Source organism: Vibrio sp. YYF0003, from assembly GCF_036350715.1.
In the GTDB taxonomy this organism is placed as follows: Bacteria; Pseudomonadota; Gammaproteobacteria; order Enterobacterales; family Vibrionaceae; genus Vibrio; species Vibrio natriegens.
The window spans coordinates 265,180-279,780 of sequence record NZ_JAZDWA010000001.1 but is presented as its reverse complement, the minus strand read 5'-3'; the positions used below and the strand labels follow the sequence as shown (position 1 = coordinate 279,780).

The following is a 14,601-nucleotide window of genomic DNA, read 5'->3' as shown; positions in this document are numbered from 1 at the left end:
ACTGATAGTTTGGGGGCGGTTTGCCCCCTTAAATTTGCGTTTCGCTTAGTTCAGCGCTTTGTCCAGGATTGGTTGGCTCCACTCAGAGCCCATATCATTAATGATTTGTGGCCAAACTGTCGCTCGTACTTTTTCAGCGGTTTTGCTTAGCTGTGCCGGTGTCATTTCAACAATGGTTGCACCCGCCTCAACAAGTCTTTGCTCATTCTCTTTCTGATCGATTTGAGCAGCATCCCAACGACGAGATTCAAATTTCTCGGACGCCGCTTTAAGTGCTTGCTGTTCGTTATCATCAAGGTCTGCAAGGCGCTCAGAATTAATCAATAAATACCAAAGTTCAAAATGCGTATTCAAAGGAATGTACGTTTTCGTCACATCACGGAATGACGCGTAGTAACCTTCAGCACCAGAACCAATTACACCGTCTACTACGCCCGTTTGCACTGCAGTAAACGCTTCAGAAAATGGAAGGGGTGAACCTATATAACCTACATTATCTGCCAGTAGTTGGAAGCTCTTAACTGGTGGTACACGCAGCTTGATCCCTTTCGCTGCATCTGGATCGCCCGCGTCTATCGCGTCACGGTTTAACGAGATGCCCCCGAAGTAAACTGGGTAAGCCGCAAGCAAGGTAATATCTTGTTGTTCAAACAACTCTTCCATGGCTACACGAACAGGAGAACCGGAACCATAAATGTTCTTCGCTTCTTCCCAGTTATTAGCTAGAAACGGCAACACGCCAAGTTGCATTCTTCTGTCTGTTGATGTGGCTGCCGGCTGCAACGCCATGTCGACAGCACCTACAGAGATACGTTCCTGAACTAACGTGTAATCTCCCAAAGCGTTTGCAGCGTATATTCTCAGTTTTACATCACCGTCGGTTGCAGTTTCTAAATCGCTGCTTAGCTGCTTGATATCGTTATCGACAACCGTACCTTGTGGACGAACGTGACTGATTTTTAGCGTTGTTGCCTGAGATGGTATCGCTGCTAATGAAGCAGCAACTAACGACGCAATCACAGTGCATTTTTTCAGTACTTTTGATGGTGCAAACTTACTTGTTTTTGTCATGTTAATTTCCTTTTAATAACCAAACACATTAGGTAGGTACAGAGATAAATCAGACCAGAATGAAGTCAGTATCACGACTGGCAGATAACCTAGTAAAATCAATAGCATTGCAGGGCCGACAACTTCGGAAAACTTGACGTTACCGATACGAGCGCCTAGGTAAAGAATCGATGCGTACGGCGGAGTTACGCCCCCCATCGCGGTGTTCACGCCCATAATGGCCGCAAATTGAATCGGGCTGATGCCAATCGCCGTCATTAGTGGCAATAACAGTGGCGCGATAAGAATAATCGCGGTTAGATCGTTAACCACCATGCCGACTAAAAAGAGCAAAATATTGATGAATATAAGAAGCAGCGCTTTGTTGTCAGTGATGCCGAAGATAGCTTCTACCAGCTGCTGAGGAATATCTTCAACAACAAACATCTGGCTTAGGATCAGGCTGAATAGAATCATAAACATAATTGAACCCACTGCCGTCGCCGATTCTTTTCCAGATTCAAGCAGCGTTTTCCAACTCAACCCTTTGTAGATCATAAAACCAACGGGTACGGCATAGATAACCGCTACCGCTGCTGCCTCAGTCGGCGTCATAATACCGCCGTAAATGCCGCCTAAAATAATCACTGGCATCAACAGTGCAGGAATCGCATTAAAGGTTTTGCTTGAGGCCTGCTTAAAGATCTCTGACACGGTTGGTTTGTCGTCCAGAACCAACGGGAACTTACGTGCCATAAAAAGGTTAATCACAGCAAAGTTAAACGTCACCAGTAAGCCAGGGCCTAACGTTGCCAAGAAACACGCCAGAATAGATGTATCCGTCACCCAACCGTAAACAATCATTGTTACGCTAGGTGGGATCAAAAGTCCCAAGATAGATGAATTTGCAATCAGTGCCGTGGCGTACGCTCTTGGGTAGCCACGCTTTTCCATTTCAGGAATCAGCAAAGGCCCAATTGCAGCCACACCAGTTAAACCGCTGCCCGAGATTGCGCCAATGATTGCGCAGCTTACGGAGGCCACAATGCCCAAACCACCTCGAATATGGCCAACAAATACGTTAACGAAGCCGAGCAAACTAGCAGCTATTCCGCTCCTACTCATAATCGTGCCAGCTAACACAAACAGTGGTATTGCAAGCAGAACCGGATTCATTAATTGTCCTGCTCCCCACATCATATTTCCCTTCATCGACATATCGCCGACAAAGCTCATCACCATTAATGCCCCGCCAAAACAAAACGGTAATGGCACGCCAAACGTTAGCAATACGACTAAAACCGACACTGCTAATAGAGCTACTTCAACCATAATTTAAACCTTACTCACAGTGTAGGATGGAGACTGTTTAAGTTGACGAATCAACTTAACGATGTGTATTGCTATAAAGAGAGTGATAAAGATCAGTCCGATGAAAACAGAGATCTCATGATAGAAAGTTGGTATATAAAGCGTTGGACTCTCTTTCCAGACTCGCCATGCGTACTTTGCATAATCCCACGCCCAATAGGTTAACCAAGCTGAAATGACAAAACTGATCGTTTCACTAATCAGGGCAAGGATGGTGTGTCCGCGCTCCGTCTTTATGAATATCTCCAATACATTTGCACGGATTTGCGTATCTTCCCTAGAAGCATTCACCGCACCAAGCATATAGAGCCAAACAGTGGGGATAACCATTGACTCCTCTAGGCCCATGATAGGAACCTCAAAGACGTATCGCGTGACCACCTGTATAAATTGCATCAATGCAACAGATGCAATCAGGCAAGTCAGTAGATATCTAAATTTTTGCTCCACAGCACATTTCCCTTTTGTTGTATTTGTAAATGTATCGTTAATTTAATGGTGACAATCAATAAAAACAAATTTAAAATTTCTCTAAAGTCATAAATTTTTCTTATAGGGACGCATGAGCAATATTTCGATCAAACAGTTAGAAACATTCCGTACCGTAATGCGCTCAGGATCGGTGACTGTGGCAGCAAAAACACTGTGCCGCACACAACCTGCGATCAGTGCCATGCTGGTGAGTCTTGAGAAGGAACTTGGGTTTGCTCTGTTTGAGCGACATAAAGGGAGATTGATACCAAACCCAGAGGCGTATTTTTTACTGGAAGAGACAGACGCGATACTAGAACGATTATCGCGCTCCACACAATTGATGGCGGAAGTAAAAAACCTCACCAGGGGTAAACTGCGTATCGCTTGCATGCCCGCTGCCGCACTCTTTTTTATGCCTCATTTGATTGCAGAGTTTGTTAAAGGCAGACCAGAAGTAGAGGTATCGATGATGATGAGAAGTTCAACAATGGTACAAGACTGGGTCGCCTCCCAGCAGTACGATATTGGCTATTCAGAACTACCAAAAGATCGCGACTCTTTTCACGTAGAACCGATTCACCTGGAAGGTGTCTGCGCGATCCATAAAGATCATCCTCTTGCACAAAAAGATACGATTATCCCTACCGATCTGGATAACTTCCCTCTCGCAGCCCTCTATGGTCGTCACTCAGTGAGCGAACATATTCGAATGCTGTTCGAGGAGCATGGTGCTACATACCATCCAAGGTTTGAGCTGCAAAACTACATTTCAGGACTCGAATTTGTTGAGCAGAAGCTGTGTGCCTGCATATGTGACCCAATTAGCGCCGCCAGTTACAAGCTATACAAGTCCGGCCATGGTGATATTGTGTTTCGACCGTTTGCACCTTCGGTGATATTTGACCACGCGATACTAACACCAGCTCATAAACCAATGTCTCAACTCGCAAAAGTATTTGCAGAAAACATACGACTGGGTGTCGATAAGTTTGTATCGATGTAATGATTTGGGAGAAGTAACAAGGCAAATAGCAATTGAGTATAGATACTATTACTAAACGTAAAGGAACTTTGTTTTTAAGGTCGCGTATGTCTTAGCTAGCGCGACCATATTTATGTTTTTTGAATTTATTAAATGTAATCAGAGATCAATTGTTCTAATGACTTGGTTGGATGACCAATCAACGCGCTGAGCGTTTTACTATCGTCGTACAAAGCGCCTTGAGATGCACCAGTATCAGAGTTAGCTAACACAGCGGCAAAAGGTGCCGGAAGTCCTGCACCTTCTAATGCTTTTGCAAAATCCGCTTCTTCCATATTGATGTAAGGAATCGCCTTTCCTGACTTCTTGCTGATTAACGCGCTCAGTTCGCTCAAGGTATAAGCTTCATCCCCGGACAGCTCATATACTTTACCATTTTGCTCAGCTTCACTGGTCAACACCGCTGCCGCTGCTTCGGCATAATCTTCGCGAGCCGCAGAGCTAATTTTTCCATCTTGAGCACACCCAATAAAGCCACCATTGGCCAGTGCTGGTGCAACGCTAGCTAAGTAGTTCTCTGTATACCAGCCATTGCGTAAAAGCACATGAGGGACTTCAGCTTGTTTTAAATACGCTTCTGTCTCTACGTGTTCTTCAGCTAAAGCAAGTGGCGACGTGTCAGCATGCAAAAGACTGGTGTATGCAAGTAGCTCTACGCCAGCTTTCTTCGCAGCATCAATAACATTTTTGTGTTGAGAAGCTCGCTGACCTACCTCGCTCGACGAGATTAATAGTAATTTAGCCACGCCGTCTAATGCAGATTCTAAAGTCTCAGGTTTTGAGTAATCGGCCTGACGAACCTGGACGCCCAAAGATGACAGTGATGCTGCTTTTTCTATGTTTCGAACTAGAGCGACTATTTGCTGAGGCTCAACTTTGTTCAATAAATGTTTGATGACCAATTGGCCCAATTGGCCAGTAGCGCCTGTAACTGCAATCATTGTACTTTTCCTCGTCTGTTAATGAAGAGCTTGTTTGTGTATAATCTGCCACACTAACTTACTTTTGGTAAGTACGTACTTTTTAGTAAGTATGAATTATTTTGAAATTTCCAATAAAGGTTATTGAATTTATGAGCGAAGCTATGGGTAATTTGCTATCGGAAAAGTTTAGCCGAGGAAATGTACTCGCGAAGGAATGCCCTTCTCGAAGTATATTGCAAGATGTGACCAGCCGTTGGGGCGTACTTGTGTTGTTCGCATTACTCGGTGGAACACATCGATTCAGTGAACTTAGAAAAAAAATCACAGGTGTCAGCGAGAAAATGCTTTCCCAAACCTTGCAAGCATTAGAGGCTGATGGATTTGTATTACGTACCGCGCATCCAGTCGTGCCGCCTCACGTTGAATATTGCCTGACAGACAAAGGAACGGAGGTCGCACACAAAGTCGAACAATTGGTCGACTGGATTGAATCTAACCTGGGTGACATTTTGAACGCGCAACAACAATATGATGAGGCTAAAGCCAATAACTAGTGGTTTTACAATAGAACCGATAAGCTCACTCACAGAAAGGCTCCATTTAGTAAGCCTGGCAGGAGTACATTTTACGTATTAAAGCTCTAATCGGTTTCGGGGATCATGTTGATTAGCAAATGACTTAGTAGGTAACGCCTGTCGGTAGCGCTGATACGCGCTTGCAAGTATAAGTACATGGATTTGGTTTCCTGATGCTCACCAAGTGTTTTCCAGATTGAGTTTAGGTATGCAGAGGTAATATTTTGCACGATAGGCAAAGGCTGATTTGCGAATACCAAGGCAATAAGCTGCGCCAGTTTCTCATTCACTTCTGCAAAGTTACTGTCTATACGTTGCAACTCCGCGTTGAGAATCGTATCAGCTCGAGTTAACAATGACGCAGCCAACGCGCGCTTCCCTTTGCGCTTACTCCTGCTTGAATTCATTATCCTATCGTCTTGATAACCATCGTCGCAGGCTTCTAACAATCCGCGTAATGATGCAAGAGTCGAAACAAGCGGACAGCGCAGTGGCTCAAGTTTTTGCTCGGTTTGCTTTAGCCAGAGGGCGACATCCATTACATAGCTTGGGTCTTGCGCGAGGTATTTATCACTCAGTGGTGGTAACAGCATTAGCCTTGCGATGATGGTTTCTTTCAGTACCGACTCCATAATCACTCCGGCATAAGCTTGCTTTTGGTTCGTCCATTTTCAATGCTCGTTGCCCACTCCAGACCCTCTTCACGTATAGTGATGTTTAAGCGAATCGCATTGAGCGGCGTCGCGCTTTCTTTGACTTCAGAACTGACCACACTGGTCTTTAATGTGATTGGGATAGATTGAGATTTTAACGCGATAGCTGCTATGCGATGACGTAATTGCTTGCTCACTGATTCAAGCCTGTCAAAAGGAATCTCCTGCGTAGAGCTTGTCTTTTTGAGCGCTTTTTGAAATGCGTCATCAACCGCGCGCACCAGGCTTTCTTTAGTAATCCGAACGTCACCACTGCGTTGACGCTCGGCTATATTTTCCAGAGCGAGTTTGAGCTCTTTATCGAAGTTGTTTTGGAAGGTTTTAGTTCGGCTAAGTATGTCTTCGTCGTCTAGTGACTTGGTTAGCTGAGCCATCAGCGCTTGGTGTAAAACACGCGGGCTGTCGAGCTCTGCAACTTTCGCAGGGATCTGTTTGTCGATGGTTAACGGCATATCAATGGTTAGCTCCGGAACCCGCACTCGCGGGAGACTCATTCCTTCAAGCAGAGGATGATCCTTATAATATTCGGCAACCGCAGCCGTTTCCTCATCGGCAAGCCTGCGCGCATGGACCAGACTGATCATCAGCGCACCCAAGACTTCACTTAACTCAGACATACAACCTCCCTATTTGTTATCGAACTCGTCATAGACTGTTCTAAGCCTGTGACTCAACCTCTGTGATGGAGTTTTCAAGAATACCGAGCAACTTCTCTGTGCCTGCGGGCAATTCATCTTGAACGGCACGAACATTCACGGACATACTGTACGTTCGTTCAATTTTTGATGAGCTAGATGTGGATTTCTTATAAGAGTAACTCGCACTAAGCTTGGCCGATACAGGGCCCCAACCCGCTTTTACTGATAGCTTGGTATTAAGGTCATGTGAAGAAGATGTCGTTGATTGCTGGACTGAATTAATTTTGGCGTTAAATGCAATCGTTGTTTCTTCCACGCGGATAAATGGAATGGGCAACATCGTTAATATTGGAACGGTAAGATCGTACTTTTTAGGCTCTGTGCCTGTGACTTCACCCTGTTCGTTCTTGACTTCAATCGCCTTCATATAACTGAAGGTGATCATCGTTGGTTCATTACTCTCAGCTTCAAAGCCAACAGACTTGATAAAGTCTACGGATGTTTGTGCTGATTGGGCTTGCGCGCGAACCACTGCATTGAGTGGACCGCCGATCATAGATTCAAAATCTATGCTGGATAGTTCGTCGCCGATGGCCATAATTACGCTCCTTTTCAGGCGAAATATGAACCCGAATCTGACTACTTAATCGGGAAGATACGTGCTATGAAACACGTATAATATATAGTTCCAGATTATGCGTGACACAACCATTTGCATATATTTTATTAATATTTTTATCAAGCAGAATGCTAACTGGTTAATATTGCTTATACTTCTTGGCTGCACTAATTAACCATTACTGAATTCTCGCGTTAGCTAGCGGAAAATTATAGAAACGAGGTGTTGAGAAGAGGTGCCTTGCTGCTTGTTGACTAAGTTAGCAGCAAAGCACTTGTAGATTGGATTGATACAGTAATTAGTCAGCTAACACCATTTGAGACTTAACGGAAACGGTAGAACCAACACGAGACGGCTCCACATCAATGCGTTGCGCCATCTGTTCTTTAAGTTCCGAGACGTGAGAAATTACACCGATCATGCGGCCTGTTTGCTGGAGGTCGACTAAGGTCTGAATGGCAAGATCCAAAGATTCAGGGTCCAGGCTTCCGAAACCTTCGTCAATGAACAGTGTATCCAAGCGAATACCACCGCTGTATGACTGCACCACATCAGACAGACCAAGCGCTAAAGCCAGTGCAGCCATGAAAGACTCTCCACCAGACAGCGTCGCAACGTCTCGCATTTTACCGGTGTAGCCATCTTCAACGACGAGATCAAGCCCTCGGCCTGCTGCGCCTTTAAACCCTTCTGTCTTACGTGCCAGAATGTATCTGCCCTTACTCATCAAACTTAATCGTTGCGAGGATTGGATTAAGACATCGTCTAAAAGAACACCGAGTACAAAACGATGTAAACTGATACGACTGCCTGTTTTACCACTCGCCACATCGTAAAGCGTACCAAAGACTTTATACTCATCTTCTAGCTTGCTGTTCTTGTCATGCAAACTCGCTATATCACTGCGCACTTTTTCCAGCCGTTCAAAAATTGACCTGACAGAATCAAGCTTGTTTCTCGATTCAACATAGTGTTGCTGTTGAATGTTTAAGTTGGCATTAATAGCTTCAATGTCGGGTTTTTCAATATCTTGTAATGCTAGTTTAAGATCACTAAGTGTTTGCTCAAGCTTGATTTGAGTTTGCTTAAATTGATCGATTTCCTGTTGCCACGATTGCAGTTCTTGTTCTGTCGCTTTGCTTTGAAGATAAGTTTCTTCATCCTTAAAGCGGCTTTCGCCCAGTGCTTTTTGCCAGTTCGATTTTGCCTCGTTGAGTTTTAGCTCCGACTCCGCTAACCATTGCTTGTTGGTGGTTAGCTGACTTTCAATATTCGACTTGGCTAACATCGCTTGTTGACGCTGCGACTGTGCACTTTCCAGATTGTTATTAAGGCGCTGAATCTGCTCTTTGGTTTGAGTAATTTCCTGTTCTAAAACTTCTACCGAGCCATATTTCGGGTCTATGTTTGCCAACAGTTTACTGAGCTGATCTTGATTTGCCTTGATTGTTGATTCATTCGCCGCCATTTGATTTTGCAGCTCATTGATCTTTGTTTCACCAACAACGCAGCGCTGGTTAAGCTGCTCGACGTTTTTCTCTAACTGAGCAATATCAATGGCTGTCAAACGCTGTAATTTTTCATGAGCGGATTGAAGTTCTGCCTGAATTTGTACCGCTTCAGTCGTAGCGTGTTCACCAAGCTCTTCTGAGAGGTCATCCAGTTGCTTTTGATATTGTCGAGAAACAACATAGTGTTGCTCCAGTTGGTTACTGAGCTGGTTGTATGACGTTTGCGCAGCACGCTCTTGAGCGCGAGCCGTTTGAACTTGCTCTTTTGTCACCTCTTCTTCACTAAACTGTGCAGGATGAGGATGCTCACAACTACCACAAACCGGACACGCTTCCCCTGCTTGCAGCCTTTGGGCTAAAACTGCCGCTTGCGCGTTGTGCCATTTTAGTTCCAGGCGATCAGCTGACTGTTGTGCCGAGACATAGGCCTGTTTATCTTGCTCAAGGTTTTGTTGCTTGCTGGAGGTCAAAGCATCATGCTTAGCAAGCTCTTGCTTCAAACCAGACAGTTTTTGAACATCTTGTAAAAGGCGTTGCTTTTGCTTAATTTCAGCGTCGACACTGGCCACTAACGCGACATCAACACGGGCTTGATCAAGCGTTTTTTGCCCCTGCTGTGCTTCTTGCATCAGTTTTTCTTTTAAAGCGATGTATTGCTGCAGTTTTGTTTCAAATTGCTGTTTCTCTTGTAACCCGTTGGCGATTTTTGCTTCCAAGTCCACTTTTTCAATCAGCTTTTCTTTCATTCCTTCGAGGTTAAACTGCAATTGCGTCAATTGAGGCACTTGTTCAGCATTCTGCTTCGCGGTTTTGAGCTCAGCTTCTTTTCCTTCCGCCACGTTCGTCGCTTCAGTTAAGTTATGGCTAAGTGAACTAATCTTCTGGGTTAACTCTTGTGATTGCGTCTTAGCGTTCTGTACAGCAACATACTGTAACTCGATTTTGCTCGCGCTTTTCGCTTTCTCTAATCGTTGCTGACGCGCGTCTATTGCTTCTGCATTTTCTAAATGTAACTTCAGCGATGCCTCAGCTTGTTCACGGCGAGTAAACTCAGCAGACAATGCCTGCGCTTTTTGTAACTCGGACTTAATGGTGTTGAGCTTTTCCAGACAAGCTTGCTCACTCTTTTTCTCTTCTTCCAGTTGTTCTGAAACGGATTCTTTCTGTTGAATCAATTCCTCTTCTGAACTTACTCCTGCAACCTGCAAAGCGCCGCGAATCTGGTTATCAAACTCATTCTTCGCTTTACTGATCGCGCTCGCTTTATCTTTGAGCGCATACTCAATTTTTTTGTAAATGTCTGTCTGGAACAGCTGGCCGAAAATCTCTTCGCGCTCTTTAGAGCTTGCCAGAAGTAACTCGCGAAACTTCCCTTGAGGAAGTACCATCACTTGGCGAAACTGTGTTTCTGTTAAGCCAATAATATTGGTAATTTCGGTCTTAACTTGCGTGGTTTTGCTGGTAATGAGTTTTTCGCTATCACCCAGCTCATACAGAGAAGCCGTGTGCTTTTTCACGGTCATACCATCACCACGAGCCTTCGGCGCTTCTTGTTCCGGGGCACGAGTAACTCGGTATACCTTTCCGTGCAGTGAAAAATCCAAAGTAACTTCGGTTGGCAGATCGGCGGTGGCCAAATCACATCGCATCTGAATACCCTGACGCTCATTACCTGTAGTTTCACCATAAAGCGCGAAACAAATCGCATCGAGAATCGACGTTTTACCTGAACCCGTTGGTCCATTAATTAAAAATAGCGGGTTATTACCAAGCTTCTCGAAATCGATGGTTTCCGTTTTTGCGAATGGACCAAAAGCTTGCATTGTGAGTTTGATAGGCTTCATTTGGGGTCCTTACAGCTGAGATAATTGCTTGATAATATCGTTGACGGCTCGCTCTTGTTCTTGCGACAACTGACTGTCCTGCGCTTCACTAAAGAAGTCGCGGAACATATCGATTTCACTGCGAGCAAGTTTGGCTTGTGCCATCTCCTGTTCAACCCCGATCAACATGCCAGGTTTCTCTAGGTGCAAAACATTTGGGTAGACCGCACGAAGTTTTTCCATCGGATTTAAAATGGCATGTTTGTCCATCAGACGAACGAGTAAATAGTCCTCGCTTTTCGGGTCCGTTTTTCCTTTCTCAATGACCTGCTCTAAATCACCTTCAATAATTCGCATCTCATGCGGGGCGATCAGCTCAATATGCTCAGCAGACGCAAAACCACTCTCGTTGATTTCCACCAGCGTGAAACCTTTCTTTTGGTTCTGTTCACCAAAACTGTATTTCATCAAAGAGCCAGAGTAACGAATGTATTCTTCACCCTTCTTCTGCGGCTGATGTAAATGGCCAAGTGCGACATAGTCGAAATCCAGGAAGTGCTCATGGCTTACACGATCAGAACCACCAATAGAAAGCGGGCGTTCCGAGTCAGACTCAATCGCCCCATCAACGAAACAGTGGCTGATAAGCACTCTTCTTTGCTTCGGTTGAAACTGCTCCGTAATTTTTTCAACAAGCAGTTTGTGCGCTTCATCATGGGTCGAAACCGATTCTTTATAGGCAAACCTGACCTGCTCAGGATCGTTATAAGGCATGCCGTAAAGTGCCACCTCACCAGCCGCTTTAGTCGTAATCACAACAGGCGAAAGCATATCTTCAAAGTTACTGATGATATGCAAACCCGAGTTTTTCATCTGTTCAGAGCCAAACCCCAAACGCTCTGCACCATCGTGATTACCAGAAATCAAAATCATCGGTGTTTTCAGATCAGTACAAATTCGTTTTACCACACGATTCAAAAGTTCGATGGCAACCGTAGGCGGAACAGAGCGGTCATACACATCTCCCGCCACGACGACTGCGTCGACTGGGTTGTCTTCAATGTAGGAGATCAATTGTTCGAGAACCGCTTGCTGATCATCGAGTAATGAAACGTTGTGGAACTGTCGGCCTAGGTGCCAATCTGAGGTATGGATAAACTTCATTCGAATTCACTTTTTGCCATAACTTTCTAGTATGCCTATGGGGGCTTTCGGAACCTGAGCACAGGCTACTTTATTGTCCCGCTAGGATATCGTGACTTTGTAAGCTTTTCATGTAGTTTGTGCTATTAACGCGACAACTGGCTAACCATTGCCCCGAGCAAAAATAGTGGATGTAAAAAAGCCAGTCAGATTTACTGACTGGCTTTTGTGAATTGACAGTGGTTTTACTTTAGCTAATTAAATTTTAACCAGCATCTTACCTTTGTTTTTGCCTTCGAATAGACCGATGAACGCTTCAGCAGCGTTTTCTAGCCCTTCGTATACAGTCTCTTCAGACTTCACTTTGCCTTCTTTGATCCACTGACCCATTTGCTCAACGAACTCACCAGCAAGATCCCAGTAATCCATTACGATGAAGCCTTGCATCGTCAGCTTCTTGGTGTTGATTTGCAGTAAGTTGCTTGGTCCCGGTTGAGGCTTGTCAGCATTGTAGTCTGCAATCATGCCACATACCGGAATGCGACCGTATGGGTTGATAACTTCCAGCGCCGCTTCTAAATGCGCACCACCCACATTTTCAAAGTACACATCAATGCCTTCTGGTGCAGCTTCACGTAGTGCCTGCGTCAAGTCGTCAACTTTTTTGTAGTTGATAACCGCATCTGCACCCATTGCTTTTACCATTTCAGCTTTATCATCTGAGCCTACTGAACCAATCACTCTACAGCCATGCAGTTTGGCAATCTGACAAACCACGCTACCTACCGCGCCTGATGCTGCGGAAACAAAAACGGTATCTGTCGGCTTAAGTTGAGCGACTTTAAAAAGACCTACCCAACCCGTTAAACCAGGCATACCAATAACACCTAGGAAGTGTTGATCTGGTAAACCAACCGCTGGTAACAAAGTTAAATCGGTGCCGTCACTGATAAAAGTCGTACGCCAACCGCTAATGTTGCTGACTTTTGAGCCTACTGGGAAGTTGTCATTTCTTGATTCGATAACTTCTCCGATTGCCCCGCCTTCCAGTACCTGGTCAATTTCAAATGGTGGAATGTATGACTCTCTCACGTACATACGACCGCGCATGTATGGGTCAACAGACATCCAAGTGTTTTTAACTAGCACTTCCCCTTCTTGAATTGCTGGTAACTCTACTTCAACAGATTTGAAGTTTTCTTTTGTTGGCATACCAACTGGGCGTGATGCTAAATGGATTTGTTGGCTGATCATATTGCTCTCTCTTACTTTTGCTTCAATGTGCGTTTAACCGTTCGTAATAAACAGTTATCACCTCTTAGATAATCAGATTGATTGTCTCGCAATTTAGTTTGTGCACAAACAATTTGCGAGTAAGTTAACTTGAGTTCGAGAGTAAAGCAACCACTTTGCTCAAAAATAATTTGTGCGCAATGGATTTTAAATGACGCAGAATTTGTTAATATTGTCGTCTTGCTCAAAATTGGACTCATCTATGGCCGAGAAATTATCAGATAACGTTTGTTTTGCTTTGTACACGGCGACCAACTCGTTGGTACGTGCTTTCCGTCCTTTGCTCGACGAATACGATCTTACCTACCCTCAGTACATTGTGATGCACTCACTTTGGTGTAAAAACAACGTGAGCTTGAAAGAACTTTCTCAGGATACTCATTTGGATTCAGGGACGTTGACACCGATTGTTAAACGATTGGAATCAAAGAGTTTATTAACCCGAAAAGTTTCTGAGTTAGATGAGCGTAAGAAAGTCATTTCACTGACACCCAAAGGCAGTCAGCTACAGGAAGATGCGCAAGAATTGACCGCAAAGCTAGAGTCGCGCTCAAGTATGACGGCAGAAAGCATTGAAGCGTTGAGAGTGCTGTGTCTCGAATTAGACACAAATTTGCGCAAGAGCGATGACAAATAAAGATTGATTACTGCCGTCACTGTCTATCTTAGACCGGTCACGGCAGATCATGCTAGTTTGTGAGATTAATCAAACAACTCAATCACTAATTGATTGTTTTTGATGACTAAATTAGGGCTTGCCGATTTTAAAAGAATGGACTGCACTTTATCACTTTCTAGCTTATAGACTGGTTGATTTGACAGTGCGTAGCCGATCATCGAAACAGCGGGTTTAATAAGATTGCTAATTTCCGGTGTCAGTAAATTGCTTTTGTCTTCAAATTTCTCCAGACGAAGTGACTGCAGAAACACTTCACCTGTTTTTTGGTCGTATTTAGGAATCGCGCTGAATTCAAGGTCGAGATCTAGGCCTACCGTTCGTTGAGTTAAAAACTGTACATCCGCCGTTGTGTTAGCAAACACCGAAATACGGTCCTTGTCTACTCGGCCAATTTTTACTTCTAGATCATCGACTGACACTTGTGCATACATGACGTTTTCAACCCCAACGGATTGGTTAATTGTCGCTTTGTCTTGGAGATATTGATTCATATCTCGTTCAGTGATGCTGTAACTGGCACACCCGTTAAGCAGCAATGCCGCAGCGGATAAGGCAAAGATTTTTGCTTTTATTTTCGTCTTCAATGGTTAGCTCTTATTTATCCAATGTAATCCATTAAATTTTATACTCGGGCCTGAGATAGAAACAGTCTAAACAGGCTCAAGCTATTGGATTTCACCAAATCCTGACGATAACGTAACGTCGTTGCACGAAGAATCGACAACGTTAGTTTACCCTTCTCCTAGA

Annotated in this window: 14 protein-coding genes; 3 read left to right on the top strand and 11 right to left on the bottom strand. The window is 44.4% G+C overall.

From position 1 onward, the window contains the following. Positions 1 to 45: 45 nt before the first annotated feature. Genes dctP through V1U08_RS01235 form a run of 3 tightly spaced genes read right to left on the bottom strand, consistent with a single transcriptional unit; the run spans position 46 to position 2,871 of the window. A complete protein-coding gene (dctP, locus tag V1U08_RS01245; protein WP_014234148.1) occupies positions 46 to 1,071 on the bottom strand; it encodes a TRAP transporter substrate-binding protein DctP in 1,026 nt (341 codons plus the stop codon). Between the two features lie 12 nt (positions 1,072 to 1,083). Continuing rightward, entirely contained in the window at positions 1,084 to 2,382 is a 1,299-nt protein-coding gene (locus V1U08_RS01240) for a TRAP transporter large permease (RefSeq protein ID WP_014234147.1), read from the bottom strand. A gap of 3 nt (positions 2,383 to 2,385) precedes the next feature. Then, positions 2,386 to 2,871: a TRAP transporter small permease gene (locus tag V1U08_RS01235; RefSeq protein ID WP_065303548.1), complete on the bottom strand. Its 486-nt coding sequence runs from the start codon at positions 2,869 to 2,871 to the stop codon at positions 2,386 to 2,388. A gap of 112 nt (positions 2,872 to 2,983) precedes the next feature. Here V1U08_RS01235 and V1U08_RS01230 point away from each other — a divergent pair, with 112 nt between their 5' ends. Then, positions 2,984 to 3,898, top strand: a complete 915-nt coding sequence (locus V1U08_RS01230; RefSeq protein ID WP_014234145.1) for a LysR substrate-binding domain-containing protein — start codon at positions 2,984 to 2,986, stop codon at positions 3,896 to 3,898. A gap of 128 nt (positions 3,899 to 4,026) precedes the next feature. Here the strand turns inward: V1U08_RS01230 and V1U08_RS01225 are convergent, their stop codons facing one another. Beyond that, on the bottom strand, positions 4,027 to 4,878 hold the full coding sequence (locus V1U08_RS01225) for an SDR family oxidoreductase (protein WP_330469691.1): 852 nt from the start codon (positions 4,876 to 4,878) through the stop codon (positions 4,027 to 4,029). A gap of 131 nt (positions 4,879 to 5,009) precedes the next feature. On the opposite strand from V1U08_RS01225, the gene V1U08_RS01220 reads away from it, so the two are divergent. Beyond that, on the top strand, positions 5,010 to 5,414 hold the full coding sequence (locus tag V1U08_RS01220) for a winged helix-turn-helix transcriptional regulator (RefSeq protein WP_020334807.1): 405 nt from the start codon (positions 5,010 to 5,012) through the stop codon (positions 5,412 to 5,414). A gap of 86 nt (positions 5,415 to 5,500) precedes the next feature. On the opposite strand, the gene V1U08_RS01215 is transcribed toward V1U08_RS01220, so the two are convergent. The 6 genes from V1U08_RS01215 to V1U08_RS01190 all read right to left on the bottom strand — a co-directional run bounded on the left by V1U08_RS01215 (position 5,501) and on the right by V1U08_RS01190 (position 13,136). Further along, positions 5,501 to 6,067 carry a hypothetical protein gene (locus V1U08_RS01215; RefSeq protein WP_239947017.1) on the bottom strand — a complete coding sequence of 189 codons (567 nt, stop codon included), beginning with the start codon at positions 6,065 to 6,067 and terminating at the stop codon, positions 5,501 to 5,503. 2 nt (positions 6,068 to 6,069) lie between these two features. Next, positions 6,070 to 6,765 carry a hypothetical protein gene (locus tag V1U08_RS01210; RefSeq protein ID WP_014234141.1) on the bottom strand — a complete coding sequence of 232 codons (696 nt, stop codon included), beginning with the start codon at positions 6,763 to 6,765 and terminating at the stop codon, positions 6,070 to 6,072. Between the two features lie 40 nt (positions 6,766 to 6,805). Further along, entirely contained in the window at positions 6,806 to 7,384 is a 579-nt protein-coding gene (locus V1U08_RS01205) for a DUF2589 domain-containing protein (protein WP_014234140.1), read from the bottom strand. Between the two features lie 319 nt (positions 7,385 to 7,703). Then, on the bottom strand, positions 7,704 to 10,760 hold the full coding sequence (locus V1U08_RS01200) for an SMC family ATPase (protein ID WP_330469690.1): 3,057 nt from the start codon (positions 10,758 to 10,760) through the stop codon (positions 7,704 to 7,706). 9 nt (positions 10,761 to 10,769) lie between these two features. After that, positions 10,770 to 11,903 (bottom strand): exonuclease SbcCD subunit D, encoded by a 1,134-nt coding sequence (locus tag V1U08_RS01195; protein ID WP_330469689.1) that lies wholly within the window; start codon positions 11,901 to 11,903, stop codon positions 10,770 to 10,772. Between the two features lie 237 nt (positions 11,904 to 12,140). After that, entirely contained in the window at positions 12,141 to 13,136 is a 996-nt protein-coding gene (locus V1U08_RS01190) for an NADP-dependent oxidoreductase (RefSeq protein WP_330469688.1), read from the bottom strand. A 241-nt stretch (positions 13,137 to 13,377) separates the two neighbouring features. Between V1U08_RS01190 and V1U08_RS01185 the strand changes: the two genes are divergently transcribed. After that, positions 13,378 to 13,812 carry a MarR family winged helix-turn-helix transcriptional regulator gene (locus V1U08_RS01185; RefSeq protein WP_020334802.1) on the top strand — a complete coding sequence of 145 codons (435 nt, stop codon included), beginning with the start codon at positions 13,378 to 13,380 and terminating at the stop codon, positions 13,810 to 13,812. Positions 13,813 to 13,877: 65 nt separating this feature from the next. Here V1U08_RS01185 and V1U08_RS01180 read toward each other — a convergent pair whose 3' ends face one another. After that, complete coding sequence (locus V1U08_RS01180) at positions 13,878 to 14,438, bottom strand: DUF1439 domain-containing protein (RefSeq protein ID WP_330469687.1); 561 nt, start codon at positions 14,436 to 14,438, stop codon at positions 13,878 to 13,880. Positions 14,439 to 14,601 lie beyond the last annotated feature (163 nt).